Genomic DNA, 19,340 nt, shown 5'->3' on the forward strand with positions numbered 1-19,340 from the left:
GGCATGGCAGCCGTGATGGAAGGACCCCTGGCCGATCTCAGCAGATGGGACCCGGCAGGCTGCTCCATCGCCAGAGCCATGGACCTCATCGGTACCCGCTCCGCGGTACTCATCCTGCGTGAGGCCTATTACGGCACCCGCCGCTTCGACGGCTTCGCCCGTCGGGTGGGCATCACCGACGCCGCCGCCGCGGGCCAACTCCGCAAGCTCACCGCCGCCGGCCTACTGGAAAAGCGTCCCTATCAGGAAGAAGGCAAACGCACCCGGCACGAGTACGTCCTCACCCGAATGGGCCGCGACCTGCTCCCCGCCGTCGTAGCCCTCTGGCAATGGGGCGATGCCTATCTCCAGCCGGGGTCCCCGCCCCTGCTGCGGGTGGACGCGGAAACCGGCGAACCGGTCCGCGCCGACCTTCGCACCCCCGACGGCACCGAGATCCCCCTCGAACGTTTGGCGGTCCGAGTCAACGAGGACTACCTCGACGAACGCGCCGAGCGACGAAAGAAGAAGACGGACAACTGATCGCGCAGCGCGGGCGACTCGATCCGCGAGCCGCCCGCGCGGTCGAATCAGCGCAGGCGCCGACCGTCCACGCTGAAGAAGTACACGTGTTCGGGATCGGTGGTGAGGCAGAGGCGGTCGCCCTTGCGGGGCGGGTTGCGCCAATCCACCCGCGTCACAATCGTTTCCCCGGTCTGCCCGCTGGTGGCGGTGGACACCGCGCGACCGTAGACGTAGGCGTCGGAGCCGAGCTCCTCCACCACGTCGACCTCCATTTCGAGCCCGCCGTCGCCCACCTCGAGGTGTTCGGGGCGAATACCGAGCACGACCGAACCTGCACCCGCGTCGGCCACCGCGCGCGGCACGCGCACCGGGTAACCACCGATGGTCACGCTGCCGTCCTCGACCGGCAGCGTGAACAGGTTCATCGCGGGTGAGCCCATGAACCCGGCGACGAACATGTTCGCCGGATCGCGGTAGAGGTCGCGCGGCGACGCGCACTGCTGGAGCAGGCCGTCCTTGAGCACGGCGACCCGGTCGCCCATGGTCATCGCCTCGACCTGGTCATGGGTGACGTAGACCGTGGTGGTCCCGAGCCGGCGCTGCAACTGCGCGATCTGGGTGCGGGTCTGCACGCGCAGCTTGGCGTCGAGGTTCGACAGCGGCTCGTCCATCAGGAACACCCGTGGCTGGCGCACGATCGCGCGCCCCATCGCCACCCGCTGGCGCTGCCCGCCCGAGAGCGCCTTCGGCTTGCGGTCCAGGTACTGCTCGAGGTCGAGCAGCTTGGCCGCCTCGAGCACCCGCTCGTCGCGTTCGGCCTTGGACACCTTGGCCAGCTTCAGCGCGAAACCCATGTTCTCCGCGACCGACATGTGCGGGTAGAGCGCGTAGTTCTGGAAAACCATCGCGATGTCGCGATCCTTGGGTTCGGCGTTGGTCACGTCTTTGTCGCCGATTCGGATGCACCCGCCGTTGACCTCCTCGAGGCCGGCCAGCATCCGCAGCGAGGTCGATTTGCCACACCCCGAGGGTCCGACGAGCACCAGGAACTCGCCGTCGGCGATCTCGAGATTCAGTGCGTCGACCGCGGGCTTGGTAGCACCGGCGTACAGCCGGGTAGCGCGGTCGAAAGTGACGGTAGCCATGCGTAGATCAACATCCCATCCCGGCAGGAACGTGCCGGACGATCCGAGTAGTGGGTCGGGAGGGATCGTAGCGGCCCCGAACGGCTCCGGGTAGCCTCGGTCGCGCAGCCTTGCCGAGCCCCGAGGAGCCAACGATATGAGTCGTCCGGTGCGTATCGGAGTCCAGCTTCAACCGCAGCACGCGCCCGATTACGGCCTCATCCGCGACGCGGTGTTGCGGGCCGAGGACGCCGGGGTCGACATCGTCTTCAACTGGGATCACTTCTTCCCGCTCACCGGCGACCCGGCGGGCGCGCATTTCGAATGCTGGACGATGCTCGGCGCCTGGGCGGAGCAGACCGAGCGGGTCGAACTCGGCGCGCTGGTCACCGGTGGTGGCTACCGCAACCCCGACCTGCTCGCGGATATGGCGCGCACCGTCGACAACATCAGCGGCGGCAGGCTGATCCTCGGCATCGGCGGGGGTTGGTTCGAGCGCGACTACGACGAGTACGGCTACGAGTTCGGCACGCCGGGCAGCAGGCTGACGTTGTTGAAGGAGAGCATGTCTCGCATCACCGCGCGGTTGGCGAAGCTGAATCCGCCGCCGGTGCGCCAGATCCCGATCCTGATCGGCGGTGGTGGTGAGCGCAAGACGCTGCGCCTGGTCGCCGAGTACGCCGACATCTGGCACTCCTTCGCTGATCTGTCGACGCTGGCGCACAAGAACAAGGTGCTGGCCGAGCACGCGGCGGCCGTCGGCACCGACGAGTCGAGGATCGAACGTTCGGTGCAGTGGCAGGGCCGCGACGACGCGAAGGCCATGCACGAGGCGGGCGTCACCTTGTTCACCATCGGCGTCTCCGGGCCCGACTACGACCTCACCGAGGTGCACCGGGCAATCGAATGGCGAGACGATGTGAACCCCGCACAGCTCGATGGTCTCGCGTGAGCCGGTAGCGACGGCGGGCGAACCCGATGGGTGCTCGGTCACAGCGCCGCGCTGCGTAACCTTCGCTGTGCAAGGTTGCAGCTAGGGTCTATCGGCATGGCAGGTGTACGAACTCGGGCGCGGATCGCTGCCCTCTTGCTCCTCGTGGGCGTCGCGGCGACCGGCTGTGGCGGCTCCGATACCAGCACCGCGCGCGATCTCTGTTCGCCACCGGGTCCGTCGGCTGCCGCTGCCGCGCCCACCAACCTGGCCGCGGGGGAGACCGCGGGCGCCGACCGCTACACCACCGCCACGACTGCTCCGGTCGACTCGATCGACACTTCGAAACTCGGCCTGCTCAACCCCGGCACCCTGAGCGTCGGCACCCTGTCCGATGCGCCGCCGAGCATCTGCGTGAACGGCCAGGGCGCGTTCACCGGTTTCGACAACGAACTCCTCGCCGCGATCGGCGCGAAACTCGGTCTGCGCGTGGAGTTCTCCGGCACCGAGTTCGCCGGCCTGCTCGCGCAGGTCTCGGGCAAGCGCTTCGATGTGGGCTCGTCCAACATCACCACCACCGATGCCCGCCGCGAACTGGTCGGCTTCACCAACGGCTACGACTTCGGCTACTTCTCCCTGGTCGTGCCGCAGGGCAGCGCGGTGAAGGGCTTCGGCGACCTGAACCAGAGCTCGCGCATCGCGGTGGTGCAGGGCACCGTGCAGGACGAATTCGTGGTGAACCAGCTGAAGCTGGATCCGGTGAAGTTTCCCGACTACAACACCGCCTACGCGAACCTGAAGTCCGGTCAGGTCGACGCCTGGGTAGCTCCGTCGGCGCAAGCCGAGGGCGCGATCAAGCCCGGCGACGGAATCGTGGTCTCGCAGAACACCTTCAGCCTCGACAACTTCGTCGGCTACGCGGTGGCACAGAACAATCAGCCCCTGATCGACGCGCTCAACTCCGGCCTCGACGCGGTGATCGCCGACGGCACCTACGCCCGTCTCTACGCCGACTGGGTGCCACGTGAACTCCCGCCCGGCTGGAAGCCCGGTTCGAAAGCCGCACCCACCCCCGAACTCCCGGACTTCAAGGCGATCGCCGCCGAGAATCGGCCCGGTGAGACCGAACTTGTCGCGCAGAAGTCGACCACGCAGCAGTTGAAGGACACCTTCTTCGACTGGTCGTTGTACAGCAAGGCTTTTCCCGATCTGATCAAGACCGGCCTGCCGAATACCCTTGTTCTGGCGCTGGTTTCGGGGGTACTCGGCACCGTGATCGGCATGCTGCTCGCGGTGATGGGCATTTCCCGCACCCGCTGGTTGCGCTGGCCCGCCCGCGTCTACACCGACATCTTCCGTGGCCTGCCCGCCGTGGTGATCATCCTGCTGATCGGTCTCGGTATCGGACCGGTGGTCCGCGATGTCACCGGCGGCAATCCGTACTGGCTCGGCGCGGTGGCGCTGGCGCTGCTCTCGTCGGCCTATATCGGCGAGATCTTCCGCTCCGGTATCCAGTCGGTGGAGCCGGGTCAGCTCGAAGCCGCGCGCGCCATCGGCTTCGGCTATCGCCAGGCGATGACGCTGGTAGTGATCCCGCAGGGTGTGCGCCGGGTGCTGCCCGCGCTGATGAACCAGTTCATCGCGCTGATCAAGGACTCGTCGCTGATCTATTTCCTCGGCCTGTTGGCCTCCCAGCGCGAACTGTTCGCCGTGGGCCGCGACCTCAACGCCCAGACCGGCAACCTGTCCCCGCTGGTCGCCGCGGGTCTGATGTATCTGGTGCTCACCATCCCGCTCACCCACCTGGTCAACTACATCGACCAGCGCATGCGCACCGGCAAACCCACCCCCGCCGATCCGATCGAGCAGGCGGTCATCACAGAAGGGCGAGGCGCATGAGCGCATCGTTGACCGGCACCGGGCTCAACCTGACGCTCGGCAACAACCACATCCTGCGCGGGGTCGACATCCACGTCGAGGCAGGCCACGCCACCACCGTCATCGGCCCGTCCGGTTCGGGCAAATCGACCCTGCTGCGCGTGCTCAACCGCCTGCACGAGCCCGATTCCGGCGACGTGCTCCTCGACGGCAAGTCCGTGCTGAAGGACAACCCCGACAAGCTGCGCCAGCGCATCGGCATGGTCTTTCAGCAGTTCAACCTGTTCCCGCACAAGACCGTTGCTGACAACATCGTCCTCGGCCCACGCAAACTGCGCGGGCTGTCCGCCGACGAGGCGCGGGCGCTGGCGATCGAGCAGCTCGAGATCGTCGGCTTGGCCGACAAGGCCGATGCCAGGCCCGCGTCGCTGTCGGGCGGGCAGCAGCAGCGCGTCGCCATCGCGCGCGCTCTGGCCATGAAGCCGGAGCTGATGTTCTTCGACGAGGCCACCTCCGCGCTCGACCCGGAGCTGGTCAAGGGCGTGCTCGCGCTGATGGCCGATCTCGCCTCGGGTGGTATGTCGATGATCGTGGTGACCCACGAGATGGGTTTCGCGCGCGAGGTCTCCGACAGCGTGGTGTTCATGGATCAGGGCGTCGTCGTGGAGACCGGCACGCCCGACGCCCTGTTCGACGACGCGAAGACCCCGCGGTTGCGCCGCTTCCTCGACCAGGTCCTCTGACCAGTTCCCACGACTCGCAACAACGTATGCGCAACTGCTAATGTCGGAAGTGCTTCAGCTCCATTCGATCAGTTCCGGACCAGGGTCCGGGAAACCGGAAAGAGAGAGCCGATGACCACAACGCACGCCGAACACCCCCAGCACACCCACGTGCACGGCCCGACCTGCGGCCACGTCGCAGTGCCCCATCAGGACCACGTCGACTACGTTCACGACGGCCACCTGCACCGCGAACACGAGGGCCACTTCGACGAGTGCGAGACCTCGGCACACGTCGAGCACTCCGCCCACACCCACGAACACGGCCCCGGCTGCGGTCACGTCTCCGTGCCGCACGGCGATCACGTCGACTACGTCCACGACGGCCACCGCCACGCCGCCCACGCGGACCACTACGACGAACACTGACCTCTGAGCCGACCCCGCCGCGGTGGGGTCGGCTGCCCGTACTACCACCGGCTCGACGATCGATCGATTCCCCGGATACTGTCAGTGCCCTGCGGGCTGCTCCATGCCCGCCGTTGTACGGATGGGGAATTCTCGGCCGATGGGCAAAACAATCAGGCGCACACTGGCTTTCGGTGTCGTGAGCAGTGTGCTGGCCGCGTGCGTCGCCACCTCGGGTGCGGGCATCGGCTTGGCCGACGGACGCGATCCGATCGTCGAAACCAAGAAGCTCCTCGCGACGCCGACCACCGCGAACGGCTCGAACATCATCTCGAGCCGGGTCGATGATCGAAATCTGACCATGTTGGTCTTCTCCGCCGCTATGAACAAGGCCATCACCGTGAAGGTGCAGCGCCCCAGGGACGCCTCCGTCGCGCGCCCGGCGCTGTACCTTCTCAACGGGGCAGGCGGCGGTGAGGACCGCGCGACCTGGTGGCAGAACACCGATGTCGGCGATTTCCTCGCCACCAAGGACGTCAATGTGGTGATGCCGATCGGCGGCGCCTGGGCGTACTACACCGACTGGCGCCACGACGATCCCGCGCTCGGCCGCAACAAATGGCGCACCTTCCTGCTCGAGGAACTCCCACCCCTGGTCGATGCGGCACTGGGCACCAACGGGGTCAACGCCATCGCCGCGAACTCGATGACCGCCACGGCCGTGCTGCAATTGGCGCAGGCCAAGCCCGGCTTCTACCGGTCCGTCGCCGGCTACAGCGGCTGCGCCCAGATCTCGGACCCGATCGGCAAGCAGTTCACCAAGCTGGTGGTGCAGACCTACGGCGGCGGCGACGTGCGCAACATGTACGGTCCCGACGACGACCCGGCCTGGGCGGCCAACGACCCGGTCGTCCACGCCGAAAAACTGCGTGGCACAAGGCTGTACGTCTCGGACGCATCCGGTCTACCCGGCCCGCACGACCGCATCGACGACCCGAACATGATGAACCCGACCCCCCTCGGCCTGGCCAACCAGGTCGTCGTCGGCGGCATCATCGAGGCAGCGGTCACCTGGTGCACCCGCAACCTCGAAACCCGCCTGGCCGAGCTGAACATCCCCGCCACCTTCGACCATCAGCCCACCGGCACCCACTCCTGGGGCTACTGGCGCGACGCCTTCTACCGCTCCTGGCCGATTCTGGCAGCAGGCCTCGGCCTCCCCGAGTAGGCGGCCGGTCGGCAGCTCCGCACGGTTCCGAATTCCACACGGAGGTGCAGCTCGAGTGCCTCGGCCAGACGCTCGAGCACAGGGCTCGCAGTAGTCCCACCGGCCTCGAAGCGCACGACCGCGGCGGGGGGTGACTCGCTGATGTCGATTCGGCGTCGATCGAATGCACTCAGCCGGTGACGGTGGCGAAGGCGGCCCAGAGCAGCGGTGAGTTCTCGGGCGCCGGTGCCGCACGCCAGGCGCGCAGCTGCGATCTTTGCCAGGTCAGCAGGGTGGGGATGGGTGTGGGTGAATCGTGAGCCGCGTCCACGGCGCAGATGGCCGATTGCAGGGGGTGCTCGGTGGTGGGGGTGAAGGTGTGGAAGGCGTGGTCGGTGGGGAGGGGCCAGCGGGTGGCCGTCACCAGTTCCGCGCCCGCTGCCAGGGCCGCGGTGGTGAGGCCGAGGGCCTCGGTGAAGCGCAGGTCGCCGCCGCTTTCGCAGGCGATGAGGGCGACGCGGCTCGGCATCGGCCACAGCTCGCGGCCGGACACGGGCGACGGGTCGAGGGAGTGGGTGCCGAGTAGGAGGTCTTTCGCCGAGAGGGGGCGGTGGGTGCGGTTCGTCGCCGCGAAGCCGCGGGTTTCGGCGGTGCAGCTGAGGTGGAGTTCGGCGTGTTCGCTCTGGCCGGATTCCGGTGCGGGGGCGGTGACATGTCCCACGTAGACGAGTCGGCCCGCGCCGGCCCGGAGCGCTTCGGACAGCCAGACGCGGTCGGTGTCGGCACGCCGGAACAGCTCGACGGGATTGTCGACAGCGGGGACAAGGCGCTCACCGTAGCGGCTGAAGTGCTGTGCGACAAGGGTTTCGCCGTGTGGACGGCCCAGCACCGAGCCGAGCTCCGAGTCCGCACGAAATCCGGGTACGCGAGGATCGAGTACCGCCACCACGGGAAGATCCCGAGTGTCGCTCCAGCGGTGCACGATTCGCTGCGGCGCGTGCACCACCGACACCGGCGCGAGCAGGCTCACGTCGGCGATGTCGAGCAGGCGAATCGCGGGATCGGGAGCGATGATCTCCCACGGAACCTGCGCCAGCCGGGGCGACGGCTGAATCCGCAGATGCGGACGCACTCCGCGCTGTGACAGCTCGTAGAGTTGCACGGCCAATCCATAGGGCAACAACGTGCGTGACAGTGCCTGTGCCATAGCGCTTTCCGCGGTGGCGTCGACCAGCGCGCCCTCGGTCATCACCCGCTGCAGATCCTCGGGCCGAGTCGGATCGGGCACCGCCCGGGCCAGCATCCGCAATGTCTCGCGCACCTGGTCACGAGGCAGCGTCGCGACTCCGCGCGCCAGCACATCGTCGACCCACCGCCACGACACGTAGACATCGCCCGCGTCCGCCATCCTGATGAGCGCGGTCGGTGTGTCCGGGGAAAGCGTCCGGGCGGCGGTCACAGCGCGAGAACCCGTCGGTCGCGGACCGTGCGTCGGTACCGTTGTTCGGCATAGGTGATGAAGTCCGCCAGCACTGTTCGATCGCCGTCGGTGAGTCGAGGGGGGAGTGCGACGGGGATTCCCGCCGCTGCCGCCACGTCGGCGAGTGCGGCGCCGAGTTGCAGTGCGGGCGACGTTGTCTGTTCGGTGGGTGCGGGGTCCAGCAGCTCGAAATCGAGGGCAGGCGGGGTCGTGTCGGTGAAAGCGGTCAGATCGAGAGCCGTTCCCGCGCACTGGGTGTCGATCAGATCGCTCACCAGCTGTCCGTCGCCCGACAGGGCAGCACAGCGAAAGGCCAGGCGCATGGCCGGTTCGGCGACGGTGCGGTGCCAGTGTTCACGCTGGTGGCCGTTGGGCAGGGTGTGGCGGACCGCGTCGATGGCGAGAGCGGCCGACACGGACAGGGTTACCGCACGGGCCAGCAGCGCCGGATCTGGTTGTGCCGCCGCCTCGATCCAGGTGTGTAGGAGTTCGGCGTGCCAGTAGTCGAGTTGAGCGCAGTGCATCCCGAGCCCCCGGGCCGCGTAGACCGAGAACGCCGCGTCGAGCAGCTCTTCGGCGACGGCGAGCTCACCTTGCGCGCAGGCGAGGGTGGCCAGTCGCAGCCGAACATCCGCCGCGTCCACCACCGCGCCGGTGGAGTCGAACCGGTCCAGTGCGCGCTCGTAATGCGTTCGCGCCGTCATGAAGTCGCCCCGACGTTCGGCGAGAAAGCCGATCGTCTTGGCTCCGATACCGGACCGGTGCCCCAGCTCGGCCGCCTCGAAGAACTCCTGGCTGCCCCGCAGCGGTTCTTCCGCCTCGTCGAAATGCCCCGCGCGCACCAGCATGGTGGCCAGATTCTGTTGCGACTCGGCGACCGAGGCCGCCTCGCCCGCCGCGGCGAAGGCGTCGATGCCCTGCCGGGCGAAGTCGAGGGCCAGCTCCCACCGCCCGGTCTCGAACGAGCAGGCCGCCAGGTTCATCAGTGGATGACCGGCCAGTTCCGGCGCGAAACGTTCTGTCACACGCAGGGATTCGGCAGCCAACTCCCCGGCGTGGGCCCACTGCTGGCGGTGCAACGCGACCGCTGTCAGCGACTGTAGGCACGCCACCCGCACCAGTCCCTGATCGGTACTGTCGGCAAGCAGTGCCCGCGCCTCCTCCAGCACCTCGTGCGCGGCGTCGAACTCGCCCAGATGCTGGAAAGCCTGTGACAGGTTCACCAGGGCCGCGGGTCGCTGATGCGCGGCATCATCGGGCATTTCGGCCAGTGCGGTCCGGAACAACACCACCGACCGCCGGTGATCCCCCAGTTCATCGGCCATACTCGCGGCGTTGATCAGCGCCGCACTGCGCAACCGCGGCGCGGCGCCGTCGGCCGCCCGCTCGAAGATCTCCAACGCTGCGACCACGTCGCCGCGCTGATACGCCGCGTACCCGGCGGTGAGTTGCGTGTCGTCGCGATCCGACGTCCGTCCGGTGGCGGCCACTTACCTGCTCCCGATCCGCGCTGGGCGCACACTTTTCGGCCCGATGGTCGAATTTCGCACCGATGCCACGACTTGTGAACGCTCAGCGCTGGTTCCCCGGCCGAGATTTCCTCCGCCCGCACCCATCAGAAGTCCTCATCCGCGTCGGCCGCCGCCGTTTCGGCGCTCAGGCGCGGGTGGCCGGTGAGTTCGGTGAGGCGAAGTCGGGCGAACCGGCGGATCCGTTCACGCATCGCCGACTCCTCCGCCGGGTCGGCCGGACCGACACCGGGGACGAAAACAGCGATGTCAGGCGAGGTTTCCGGCGGTCCGGGAATCCGGACAGCCCCCGTCCAGGAATCGCCTCTGAGTCGCAAGGGCGTCGTGAACTCCATGTGGGCAGGCGGCGTGCGGTCGTGCCCCGCGTCGGCTGATCGCACCCGCGCATACGGCCGAAGGTGTGGAGGGCCCTCGTGTCGACAGGCAGGTGCGGCAACCACATTCACCCGCACCGTCGACATCCCCTCCGCCCGCGCCACCTGCCACGACACCGACTTCTCGCCCGCGTCGAGAATGCCGGGCGGGCAACGTCGCCAGTCCCAACCACCGCTACCCCGTGCGACGATCAGCCCGTCGGAAGACCCCTCACCGGCGGCCAGCGCGTAATCCTCTGCGCGACCACGTGATCGACCGATCGACTCGGCTTCGTCCGTGGGTGCTCGACCGCCGAGACCGTTGGACGGTTCGCCGTCACCGGACGACGCCGGTATCGATTCGCGAATCCCGTCGTTCGGCGCCGCGCCGTCGTCGTAGGTCTCCGTCTCGCGGTCCGGTTCCGTAAAACGCTCGTCGACGGCACCGTCGATCATCATCTCGCACTGCTCGGTGAGCATCGCGATCTCCTCGGCCAACAGCACCGGGTCCAGGGCCGGAATCGCGTCGATAGTCGAAGCGGGCCACCACCGAATGGCCCAGTGCGCGTAGGCAAGTCGACGCAGAGCCGCCGCCGACTCCGGCCGAGCGGGCGCGGCCGTCAGCGTTCGGGGACGGTTGTCCGCGACAGCCAGTGCGACGTCTTCGCCGTATACCGCCCACACCCAATCCTGTGCCGCGTCGGCATCGTCGAGCACTGCCGCGGGTATCAGCGCACTGTCGAACAGGCTCCAACTCAGCTGCCCTCCGACCACGTCGAGCACCAGTACGTCGAGCGCAGGCGCGGCGTCGGTGACCAGGGGCGCCCCGTCCGCGGCGATCACGAGAAGCCCCGGCTCGGCGCGGCGAAGATGGACGACAGTCATCAGCCGGCCTTCGCTTCCACCACGGCCGTGTCCTCGGCGGTGAGCGCCTGCTTGACCCGGGTGCGGTGGTCCAGGATCACCGACCGAGCGACACCGTCGAGCAGATCCCACAGCTCACCGGGGTCGAACACCGGCAGCTCGCGCACATCGCGACCGTGCAACCGCACCCACAACCTGCGCGAATACGGCCGCCACGGCGTACCCAACTCCGCGGCCAGCGCCGCGAGTGGCCCCGTCTGTCCGTCGAGCGCATGCACCGCGAATCGACGCGCTTGCAGCACGTACCCTTCCCGCCGCCAGCGAGCGTTGATCACCTCGTGTGCGCGCGAGGCGGGGACTCGGTCGGCACTGCCGCGCGCCCCCGCGTCGGCCGTCGCGATGGGGGCGAGCCCGAGCGCCAGTTCGGAACCCGCCGCCGCGGCGACCCGCAGCGACTCGTCGAGCAGGCCCCACGGCGAACAACTGCGCGAGATCTCGCGCGTCACCAGCTCCGCGATCTCGGGCAGGTCGGTCCGATCGATGCTGCCCTGCAGCACCGTGAAGACCCGCTCGTACACGGTCCGGTCGAAGGGCAGGCCGAGATTCGCGGTCGCCGCGGAGGCGCCAAGCTCGGGTCGTTGCGGGCTGGTATGCCTGGTGAGGCCCAGGTCATCGGCGCCTGCGGCGGGATGCGCCAGCCACAGGGCGATGCCTCGGTGGGTGCCGACGCGGTGGTCGACGAGGTCGTCGAACAGGGGTCCGGCGTCGGCCGGATCGCCCGAGCGGGCGAGCGTGCAGGCTTCGAGCAGCTCGGTCAGTTCGGTCGCCAGGTCGCGGGCGGCGTAGGGGGCGAGCGGGCGTCGCGCCCAGGCGATGTCGAGCAGCGCTGTCAGCTCGGCGGCTCGATGTGGTTCGGTGACATGGTTTTTCAGCGCCGCGGTGGTTCGCCCGCCGGTGCTGTCATGGACCTCACGCAGCATCGCCTCGGCCCGCGCCTGCCCTCGTTCACCCTCCGGCGCACCGGCGACGGTCGCCAGCTCGAAACAGCGCTGGAAGTACAGATCCTGTGCGTTGCCCTCGGTGATCCGCAACCGCCGCCGTACCTGCTTGAGGACGACGAACCACGCCGCACAGGCCCGAAGCACCTCGGACTGCGCGTGCACGAGCGCCGTGAGCAGCGCGGTTGCCTCCTCGTCGAGCACGCTCGCAGCCAACACCGGGTGTCGCATCGGGCGCAGAACCAGCGGATCGAGAATCAACTTCACCGTCCGGCGCAACGGCCCGCCGTCGGCTCCGCTCAACGCGTCGACACCGTCGAGTCCCCGCCACACCTCATCGAGCACCATGGCGCGCGGTCTCCGCATCCGACCAGGTTATAGGTATTTTCGGCGACCGGCGCGGCGGTGGCGCGGCGCGAAAGTTGGGATCGGTAGGCGCAACGGGCTTTCTACCTTTCTCTCAACGGGTTACCCACCCGCTCAACACCGAGAGAAACGGAAACCACCATGAACACCAAGCTGATCGCCACCCTCGCCGCCTCCGCCGCCGCCACCGCGCTGTTCGTCACCGGCTGCAGCGACGATGCGGGCACCACCTCCCCGAGCACCCCCGGGTCGGCCGCGCCGGCTCCGGCCGCGGGCAAGTCCACCGCCAGCGTCGGCGGCAAGGAATTCACCGCGAAGTTCGACACCACCTGCGCTCAGCAGGCCGGCACGCTCGCTCTGGCACTCACCGACACGGCCAACGCCACCTACGGCAGCCTCTCGGTCAGCGCGTCGCTGGAAGGCGAGAAGGTCCAGGCAGTCGCGATAGCCGGCAGCCAGGGCGGCGCCAACGGCCTGCCCTACGCCGTCGGCTACGGCAACGGCCAGCCCGGTGGTTCCGCGACCCTGGCCAAGGACGGCAACACCTTCCGCGTCACCGGCGAGGGCATCAGCGCCGACATGACCAACCCGCTGGCGGGCCCGTCGACGGTCGAGTTCGACATCACCTTCGCCTGCTCCACCATCGTCGGCGCCTGATCCTCGCGACCCGGTCGTACCGATCCAAGGAGAAATCATGAAATCCAAGCTGCGTGCGGCCGCGGTCGCCTTCGGAATCCTGGCCGTCGGCTATTACCTCTTCTACGGCCTCACCTACACCCCCGACGAATACACCGGCGCGATGCTCGGATGGGTCGGTCCCCAGATGGCCCTGCCGATCATCGCGCTCACCATCGTCCCGATCGTGTTCGCCTTCACCGGCGACGGCATCCTCGAAGCTTTCACCGGCCGCAACAGCAGCGAGTTCCGCGACGCCGCGGTCGGCATCGGCACCATCACCTCGTTTCGCCAGACGGGCGTCTCGGTGAACGACCAACCCCAGGTCAAGATCGCTTTTCGAGTCGAAGGCGCCGACGGCAAGGTCTTCGATTCGCACGCCAAGGTGATCGTCCCGCTCACCGAGCTCGCCCTGCTGCAGCCGGGCGTCGTGCTGCCGGTCCGGTACCTGCCCGGTCGCACCGACAAGGTGGAGGTCGACCGCTCCGGCGACAACGGCGCGGCCCAGCGGGCGATGAACGAATCACTCATCCGCAAGGGCATCACCACGCGCGGCAAGCTCGACATCGCCGATCGCGGCATCGCCGCCCAGGCGGTGGTCCGCAGCCTCGACGTCCCCGGTCGGATTCGCGGGGGTTACACCGAGATCGCCCTCGGCCTGGTTGTCACCCGCCCCGACGGCACCACTTTTCAGACCCGCGCCGAGAAGTACCTTCCACCGACGGCGATCGCCGCGGTGCAGGTCGGCCGGATCGTGCAGGTGCACTACCTGCCCGGCAACGAGCAGGAGGTGGTGATCTCGCTGCCGATCAACGCCTGATGACAACTCCATACCGCCGAGCGCGCGCTGTGCCGGATCCTCGTGATCGGCCACAGCGCGCGCCGAGTTTTGGTCGTGCGTTCATCTTCGCGTTCCCGACGGCTCGCTTGGGCTGCTTACGGTGCCCGGAGTCCGTACTACTCAGGAGTCACCGTGAGTCCGAAACCGCTCGCCCTGTTCGTCAAGCACGACGGTCAGTCTGCACGCGCCGCCCTGACCTGTGAATACAAGTGCGGCAACGCCTGTTTCCACGAGGTGCCCAACACCTCCGACGGTGCCTACTTCGGCGACATCGTCGCCGGACTCAACCGTCGTGGCCTGATCAAGGGCGGTGCCGCCGTCGTTCTCGGTGTCGGCGCGGTGAGCGTGCTGGCCGCCTGCGGCGACGACAGCTCCGACACCGGCTCGACCCCCACCGGCACGCCCGGCACCGGCACCGGTTTCACCGCCGTCGCGCCGAACAAGGAAGACGCGGTGGTGATTCCGGAGGGCTACGAGCAGTCGGTGCTGATCCGCTGGGGCGACGCCGTGATCGAGGGCGCGCCGGCGTTCGACTTCGACAAGCAGACCCCGGCCGCCGCTGCCCAGCAGTTCGGCTACAACTGCGACTTCGCCGGCCTGCTGCCGATCGAGGGCCAGGCCGACAAGTACCTGCTGGTCGTGAGCCACGAGTACAGCACCGAGCCGATGATGTTCCGCGGCTACAACCCCGACGCGCCGACCCGCGAGCAGTTCGACATCGCGCTGGCCTCGCACGGCCTGAGCGTTGTCGAGGTGCACGGTGAGTCCGGCTCGGGTCAGCTGAAGCCCGCGTTCGGCAAGTACAACCGGCGCATCACCGCGACCACCGAGTTCGAGGTCAAGGGCCCGGCCGCGGGTAGTGCGCTGCTCAAGACCAAGGCCGACCCGACCGGCACCAAGGTGCTCGGCACCCTGAACAACTGCTCGGGTGGTGTAACCCCTTGGGGCACAGTGCTTTCCGGTGAGGAGAACTTCAACCAGTACTTCGGCAACGCCGCGAGCGTCACCGAGCCCGCCGCCGCGGCGCGCCTGAAGCGCTACGGCATCGAGGGCGCCGCTTCCGAGCGCAAGTGGGAGACCTTCGACCCGCGCTTCGACGTCGCGGCCGAGCCCAACGAGGTCAACCGCTTCGGCTACGTCGTCGAGGTCAACCCATGGGACGCGAGCTCGGCGCCCGTCAAGCACACCTCGCTCGGCCGGTTCAAGCACGAGGCCGCCACCGTCCATGTGACCGGCGACGGCAGCGTCGTGGCCTACAGCGGCGACGACGAGCGCTTCGACTACATGTACAAGTTCGTCTCCACCAAGAAGGTGCAGTCGGGCGTCGGCGCGTCGGCCATGCGCCACAACATGACCATCCTCGACGAGGGCACCCTCTACGTAGCCAAGCTCACCGGCGACCACGCCGCCGAGATCGACGGCTCCGGCAAGGTCCCCACCGGTGGCTTCACCGGCAAGGGCCAGTGGATCCCGCTGCTCGAGACCGGCGCAGACGGCAAGGGCAAGTCCCTGGTCGACGGCATGTCGGCCGAAGAGGTGGCGGTGTTCACCCGCCAGGCCGGTGACAAGGTCGGCGCCACCAAGATGGACCGCCCCGAGGACTTCGAGACCAACCCGAAGACCGGCAAGGTCTACGTCGCGCTCACGAACAACTCCAACCGTGGGGCCGAGGGCAAGCAGGGCGTCGACGAGGCGAACCCGCGCAAGCTGAACAAGAACGGCCAGGTCCTCGAGCTCACCGACAACCACACCGGCACCGACTTCACCTGGACGCTGCTGCTGGTCTGCGGTGACCCCACCACCGCCGACACCTACTTCAGCGGCTTCGACAAGACCAAGGTCAGCCCGATCTCCTGCCCGGACAACCTGGCCTTCGACCCGTACGGCAACCTGTGGATCTCCACCGACGGCAACGCGCTGAAGTCCAACGACGGCCTGTTCTCGGTGGTCCTCGACGGCCCCAACCGTGGTGAGACCAAGCAGTTCCTCACCGTTCCGCGTGGCGGCGAAACCTGTGGTCCGGTCATCACCGAGAAGCAGGTGCTGGTCTGCGTGCAGCACCCCGGCGAAGGCGACGACGCCACCACCGACAAGCCCCTGTCGAACTGGCCCGACGGCGGCACCACCCAACCCCGCCCGTCGGTCGCGGTGGTCTGGAAGAAGAACGGCGGACGAATCGGCGTATAGCCGACCTCCGATCCGCTGATGAAACCGCTACTCGGCTGGGCGAGTAGCGGTTTCGTCATTTCTGCGCTCGGCCATAGCCGCGGCCGGCTCGTCCGCGGTGACAACTTCGCCACGTGCGAGCTCAGCCTCCGATCGGGCCATCCGCATCAACGTTTCTGGGTCCGCCGGGATCGCCGCAGTTTCGGCTCTGGACTCGGCGTCGCTCATCGCACCGGGTCATGCACGGGGAAGCCGAGTTGTTCGGCGACCGCGGTCATGTTCTTGTCGTGCGTCACGATGGTGATGTCGTCCAACCCGCTGCGTAGGGCTGATGCCAGATGAATGGCATCGAGCGAATTGACGTGCGAGATAATCGCCTCGGCCTTGTGCAAGACGGCCGGCTAGCTGCTGCCGAAAAGTCCTGACATGTTGGCGAAGCGGGCGAAATCGCGATGGGTGGCGTTGAAGCGGTTGACGTCGGTGCCGCCGTGGATGCCGGGGACGGTGCCGCGGTCGGTGGTTTGCCAGAACGTCCAGGTGGGCCAGTTGCCGGGGACTTCGGGGTCGTCGTTGCCGCTGTAGTCGGCGATCCAGAGGGGGTAGCTGGTGAACTCGCTGGTGTCGGCCATCGCGGTCTTCCAGAAGTGGGGGTAGGTGTAGATGATGGGCGTGCGGCCGGTGAGGGTTCGCACGGCGTTGAGGTAGCGGTGGGTCCAGTCGATGAGGGCGGCGGGAGCGAGGCCGCCCGCGGTTTCCAGGTCGAGGACCGGTGGCAGATCGAGGGGGCCGTTCTGGCCCAGGACCGTCGCGGCGTACATCGCGGCCTGCGGTTCCGGCGGCAGCTCGGGGCGGGCGAAATGGTAGGTGCCGCGAGCCACCCCGGCGGTTCGCATCAGGATGCTGTCCTGCACGAAATACGGATTGACGTAGTGCAGACCCTCGGTGGCCTTCACCATCGCGAACTGATGCCCGGCCGCGCGTACCGCGTGCCAGTCGATCATTCGGCCGTCCACATGCTGCCAGGACGACACATCCGGCCCGCTCGGCTCCGCCTGCGCGGTCACGGGCAACGCGCAGACCAGGGCGACGAGCGCGACACAACCACGAACCCTCGAACTCCAGCTCTTGGTGTCCATGGGCGTCGACCGTAGTGGCTTGTTACCTGTGTGACCAGTGGTGTTGGTGGGTGTCTGTGAATAGTTACCGAAAGCCTGTCGGCCGGTGCCCGTATCTTGATGCCGACATCGGATGACGGGAGTGGTTAGGCATGGCGCGTAAGCGTGAGGTGCGGTTCGAGCCCACGGTGGCGAAACTGGGGGCGCTGCGCCCGGCGGTCTCGCCCGCCGACGACCCGGTCGACGAACTGACCGCGACCGACGTCGAATATCGCGATGCGGACTTCGCCGAGCGGCACGTCTCCGCCATGAGCGTAGAAGCCTGCCTGTTCGACAGCGTTCGCTTCCCCAGCACCCTGCGCCACAGCACCATCGCCGAATCCACGCTGCGCGTGTGCGATCTGGCCAACGTGCAGGCCGACGACTCCTCGATGATCGAGACCCTGGTCGAACACGGCCGACTCACCGGGTTGTCCTGGACAGCGGGCGTGCTGCGCGACGTCACGATCGACTCCACGCGCGCCGATCTGTCCTCATTCGCTCAATCCCGTATGCGCACAGTGGTTTTCCGCGACTGCGACCTCCGTCAAGCCGACTTCCAGAACATCGAGTTCCGCAATGTCCGCTTCGAACGCTGCAATCTCGTCGGCGCCCGCTTCACCGGCGCCCGCATCCAGCAGAATCTTCGCTTCGAAGACTGCGACCTCACCGGCATCTTCGGCATCACGGCTCTGCGTGGCGCCACGATCAGCGGCGGCGACCCGGAAGGACTGGCGGCCACGCTCGCGCGCGAACTCGGCATCACCGTCGAGTGGCAAACCTCCGTCGGCGAGGACTAACCGAGCCAGTCGAGAACCGAAGCGGCAGTCCAGGATTGCTGCATACTGCCCAGTGGCGCACCGGTGAACGGCTCGTAGTACTCGGCGAAGCTGCCGTCGCTGGCCTGGCGCAAACCCTCGGCGCGGAGCATGTAGGAGCGCTCGGCCCAGCCGCGCCGGGCGAAGGCCCAGGAGAACAGCCAGCTCATCACCGGCCAGACGGGGCCGCGCCAGTACTCGCGGGGGCGGAAGTCCTTGGCGACGGGGGAGGTGGACGGGGGCAGGGCGTAGCGGAGGTCGGGGTGGCCGCAGAAGCGGGGGCCTTCGAAGGTGTTGAGCAGGGCGCGCTCGGCGTGGCGGGGCAGGCCGCCCGAGATCAGCGGCGCGAACATGGCGAGGGTTTCGGTGCCGATCCAGCGTTGCAGCCGGACGTCGTAATCCCGTGCGGCGCCAGTCCGTTCGTCGGTGGTGGCGACGACGCCCTTGCGGAAACGGTCGGCCCAGCCGTGCAGTTCGCGCACGTCGGCGTGCGGTTGCTTGTACTCCTCGCCGATGTCGGCGAGCACCTCGCAGGCCAGTGCGAAGATCGCCGACACGAACACGTCCTCCACGGCGAAGCTCATCACCGAGGTGAGCTGGAAATCGTCGTAGTTCGCGCGCCGCATCTGCTCGACCAGCCACAGGTAGCGGTCGTATTCCCGGTCGCTCGGTCGCTGGGTGGGGTCGGAGACGATCGCGGTGTCCGCGCGCAGATACGGCGGAAGATCCTTGCCAGGAACAACATTGGCGTAGGCGCGGTCCCAGCGCGGTGAGTTGTCCATCCCGGATTCCCAGCCGTGATAGAGCGTGATCCGCCCGGTTTCCTTGGGGTCGCGGGCGTGCGCGAGCCAACGGTGCCAGCGCACCAGATCCGGCCAGCGCCGGTTGAGGAATTCCTCGGCGACCGCGCGGGTGGAGCGGCCGTGCCTGCGGGAATGGTCGAGGATGCGCTGCACGGCGATGGCGTGCACCGGCGGCTGGGTGATGCCGGAGGTGTCGGGCCCGTCGGGTGCGTTGGCCGCCAGCTTGCGACACTCCCAGCGTGCGGGTCCGGGGAAGTATCCGTCCACACCGTTGGCGAAGACGATGTGCGGGATCATCCCGTTCTTCCACTGCGCCGACAGCAGCGTGTCGAGCTCGACCACGGCGCGTTCCACGCTCAACGGCGCCAGACCGACCGCGACGAACGCCGCGTCCCAGCTCCACATGTGCGGGTAGAGGCGGGGCGCGGCGCTGGTCATCGTGCCCAGGTCGTTGCCGCGCAGGAGGTAGGCCGCGCGAGCCGCGAGCTGCGTCGAGGTGAAACCTGGGTCGGTCATCTA

At 68.0% G+C, this 19,340-nt stretch carries 18 protein-coding genes; 10 read left to right on the top strand and 8 right to left on the bottom strand.

Annotated features, from left to right (window positions below; genetic code table 11):
- Positions 1–3: 3 nt before the first annotated feature.
- Positions 4–522, top strand: a complete 519-nt coding sequence (locus ACFWUR_RS09575; RefSeq protein WP_378904518.1) for a winged helix-turn-helix transcriptional regulator — start codon at positions 4–6, stop codon at positions 520–522.
- A gap of 47 nt (positions 523–569) precedes the next feature.
- On the opposite strand, the gene ACFWUR_RS09580 is transcribed toward ACFWUR_RS09575, so the two are convergent.
- On the bottom strand, positions 570–1,649 hold the full coding sequence (locus ACFWUR_RS09580; protein ID WP_378904521.1) for an ABC transporter ATP-binding protein: 1,080 nt from the start codon (positions 1,647–1,649) through the stop codon (positions 570–572).
- 136 nt (positions 1,650–1,785) lie between these two features.
- On the opposite strand from ACFWUR_RS09580, the gene ACFWUR_RS09585 reads away from it, so the two are divergent.
- The 5 genes from ACFWUR_RS09585 to ACFWUR_RS09605 all read left to right on the top strand — a co-directional run bounded on the left by ACFWUR_RS09585 (position 1,786) and on the right by ACFWUR_RS09605 (position 6,795).
- On the top strand, positions 1,786–2,580 hold the full coding sequence (locus ACFWUR_RS09585; RefSeq protein WP_378904524.1) for an LLM class F420-dependent oxidoreductase: 795 nt from the start codon (positions 1,786–1,788) through the stop codon (positions 2,578–2,580).
- Positions 2,581–2,676: 96 nt separating this feature from the next.
- A complete protein-coding gene (locus ACFWUR_RS09590; protein ID WP_378904527.1) occupies positions 2,677–4,458 on the top strand; it encodes an ABC transporter substrate-binding protein/permease in 1,782 nt (593 codons plus the stop codon).
- Complete coding sequence (locus ACFWUR_RS09595; protein WP_301904090.1) at positions 4,455–5,180, top strand: amino acid ABC transporter ATP-binding protein; 726 nt, start codon at positions 4,455–4,457, stop codon at positions 5,178–5,180. Before ACFWUR_RS09590 ends, ACFWUR_RS09595 begins: the two co-directional genes overlap by 4 nt.
- Before the next feature lie 111 nt (positions 5,181–5,291).
- Positions 5,292–5,588 carry a hypothetical protein gene (locus ACFWUR_RS09600; RefSeq protein WP_378904530.1) on the top strand — a complete coding sequence of 99 codons (297 nt, stop codon included), beginning with the start codon at positions 5,292–5,294 and terminating at the stop codon, positions 5,586–5,588.
- Positions 5,589–5,727: 139 nt separating this feature from the next.
- The gene (locus ACFWUR_RS09605) at positions 5,728–6,795 is read left to right on the top strand and encodes an alpha/beta hydrolase (RefSeq protein ID WP_378904533.1); all 1,068 of its coding nucleotides are present in this window, start codon (positions 5,728–5,730) and stop codon (positions 6,793–6,795) included.
- Between the two features lie 169 nt (positions 6,796–6,964).
- Here ACFWUR_RS09605 and ACFWUR_RS09610 read toward each other — a convergent pair whose 3' ends face one another.
- The 4 genes from ACFWUR_RS09610 to ACFWUR_RS09625 all read right to left on the bottom strand — a co-directional run bounded on the left by ACFWUR_RS09610 (position 6,965) and on the right by ACFWUR_RS09625 (position 12,346).
- On the bottom strand, positions 6,965–8,182 hold the full coding sequence (locus tag ACFWUR_RS09610) for a CHAT domain-containing protein (RefSeq protein ID WP_378905017.1): 1,218 nt from the start codon (positions 8,180–8,182) through the stop codon (positions 6,965–6,967).
- A gap of 47 nt (positions 8,183–8,229) precedes the next feature.
- Entirely contained in the window at positions 8,230–9,744 is a 1,515-nt protein-coding gene (locus ACFWUR_RS09615; protein ID WP_378904536.1) for a tetratricopeptide repeat protein, read from the bottom strand.
- A gap of 125 nt (positions 9,745–9,869) precedes the next feature.
- On the bottom strand, positions 9,870–11,021 hold the full coding sequence (locus ACFWUR_RS09620; RefSeq protein ID WP_378904538.1) for a hypothetical protein: 1,152 nt from the start codon (positions 11,019–11,021) through the stop codon (positions 9,870–9,872).
- Positions 11,021–12,346: a hypothetical protein gene (locus tag ACFWUR_RS09625; RefSeq protein ID WP_378905020.1), complete on the bottom strand. Its 1,326-nt coding sequence runs from the start codon at positions 12,344–12,346 to the stop codon at positions 11,021–11,023. Before ACFWUR_RS09625 ends, ACFWUR_RS09620 begins: the two co-directional genes overlap by 1 nt.
- A gap of 159 nt (positions 12,347–12,505) precedes the next feature.
- On the opposite strand from ACFWUR_RS09625, the gene ACFWUR_RS09630 reads away from it, so the two are divergent.
- The 3 genes from ACFWUR_RS09630 (at position 12,506) to ACFWUR_RS09640 (ending at position 16,067) form a co-directional block, all read left to right on the top strand.
- Positions 12,506–13,021 carry a lipoprotein LpqH gene (locus tag ACFWUR_RS09630; RefSeq protein ID WP_378904540.1) on the top strand — a complete coding sequence of 172 codons (516 nt, stop codon included), beginning with the start codon at positions 12,506–12,508 and terminating at the stop codon, positions 13,019–13,021.
- A gap of 37 nt (positions 13,022–13,058) precedes the next feature.
- A complete protein-coding gene (locus ACFWUR_RS09635; protein WP_378904543.1) occupies positions 13,059–13,859 on the top strand; it encodes a hypothetical protein in 801 nt (266 codons plus the stop codon).
- A 153-nt stretch (positions 13,860–14,012) separates the two neighbouring features.
- Entirely contained in the window at positions 14,013–16,067 is a 2,055-nt protein-coding gene (locus ACFWUR_RS09640) for a PhoX family protein (protein ID WP_378904546.1), read from the top strand.
- 203 nt (positions 16,068–16,270) lie between these two features.
- On the opposite strand, the gene ACFWUR_RS09645 is transcribed toward ACFWUR_RS09640, so the two are convergent.
- Both ACFWUR_RS09645 and ACFWUR_RS09650 read right to left on the bottom strand, forming a co-directional pair.
- Positions 16,271–16,438 (bottom strand): hypothetical protein, encoded by a 168-nt coding sequence (locus ACFWUR_RS09645; protein ID WP_378904548.1) that lies wholly within the window; start codon positions 16,436–16,438, stop codon positions 16,271–16,273.
- A gap of 9 nt (positions 16,439–16,447) precedes the next feature.
- Complete coding sequence (locus ACFWUR_RS09650; protein WP_378904550.1) at positions 16,448–17,182, bottom strand: glycoside hydrolase family 25 protein; 735 nt, start codon at positions 17,180–17,182, stop codon at positions 16,448–16,450.
- 131 nt (positions 17,183–17,313) lie between these two features.
- Between ACFWUR_RS09650 and ACFWUR_RS09655 the strand changes: the two genes are divergently transcribed.
- Positions 17,314–18,000, top strand: a complete 687-nt coding sequence (locus tag ACFWUR_RS09655; RefSeq protein ID WP_378904553.1) for a pentapeptide repeat-containing protein — start codon at positions 17,314–17,316, stop codon at positions 17,998–18,000.
- Here the strand turns inward: ACFWUR_RS09655 and ACFWUR_RS09660 are convergent.
- Entirely contained in the window at positions 17,997–19,337 is a 1,341-nt protein-coding gene (locus ACFWUR_RS09660; RefSeq protein ID WP_378904556.1) for an amylo-alpha-1,6-glucosidase, read from the bottom strand. The genes ACFWUR_RS09655 and ACFWUR_RS09660 overlap by 4 nt on opposite strands.
- Positions 19,338–19,340 lie beyond the last annotated feature (3 nt).

The organism is Nocardia sp. NPDC058633 (assembly GCF_042717045.1).
In the GTDB taxonomy this organism is placed as follows: Bacteria; Actinomycetota; Actinomycetes; order Mycobacteriales; family Mycobacteriaceae; genus Nocardia.

Bases quoted from the DNA above. Each gene is read 5' to 3' on its own strand.
- ACFWUR_RS09590 (WP_378904527.1), top strand. From the start codon at position 2,677: ATGGCAGGTGTACGAACTCGGGCGCGGATCGCTGCCCTCTTGCTCCTC.
- ACFWUR_RS09580 (WP_378904521.1), bottom strand. From the start codon at position 1,649: ATGGCTACCGTCACTTTCGACCGCGCTACCCGGCTGTACGCCGGTGCT.
- ACFWUR_RS09595 (WP_301904090.1), top strand. From the start codon at position 4,455: ATGAGCGCATCGTTGACCGGCACCGGGCTCAACCTGACGCTCGGCAAC.
- ACFWUR_RS09575 (WP_378904518.1), top strand. From the start codon at position 4: ATGGCAGCCGTGATGGAAGGACCCCTGGCCGATCTCAGCAGATGGGAC.
- ACFWUR_RS09655 (WP_378904553.1), top strand. From the start codon at position 17,314: ATGGCGCGTAAGCGTGAGGTGCGGTTCGAGCCCACGGTGGCGAAACTG.
- ACFWUR_RS09660 (WP_378904556.1), bottom strand. From the start codon at position 19,337: ATGACCGACCCAGGTTTCACCTCGACGCAGCTCGCGGCTCGCGCGGCC.
- ACFWUR_RS09625 (WP_378905020.1), bottom strand. From the start codon at position 12,346: ATGGTGCTCGATGAGGTGTGGCGGGGACTCGACGGTGTCGACGCGTTG.
- ACFWUR_RS09630 (WP_378904540.1), top strand. From the start codon at position 12,506: ATGAACACCAAGCTGATCGCCACCCTCGCCGCCTCCGCCGCCGCCACC.
- ACFWUR_RS09635 (WP_378904543.1), top strand. From the start codon at position 13,059: ATGAAATCCAAGCTGCGTGCGGCCGCGGTCGCCTTCGGAATCCTGGCC.
- ACFWUR_RS09600 (WP_378904530.1), top strand. From the start codon at position 5,292: ATGACCACAACGCACGCCGAACACCCCCAGCACACCCACGTGCACGGC.
- ACFWUR_RS09605 (WP_378904533.1), top strand. From the start codon at position 5,728: ATGGGCAAAACAATCAGGCGCACACTGGCTTTCGGTGTCGTGAGCAGT.
- ACFWUR_RS09585 (WP_378904524.1), top strand. From the start codon at position 1,786: ATGAGTCGTCCGGTGCGTATCGGAGTCCAGCTTCAACCGCAGCACGCG.
- ACFWUR_RS09610 (WP_378905017.1), bottom strand. From the start codon at position 8,182: ATGGCGGACGCGGGCGATGTCTACGTGTCGTGGCGGTGGGTCGACGAT.
- ACFWUR_RS09650 (WP_378904550.1), bottom strand. From the start codon at position 17,182: ATGGACACCAAGAGCTGGAGTTCGAGGGTTCGTGGTTGTGTCGCGCTC.
- ACFWUR_RS09620 (WP_378904538.1), bottom strand. From the start codon at position 11,021: ATGACTGTCGTCCATCTTCGCCGCGCCGAGCCGGGGCTTCTCGTGATC.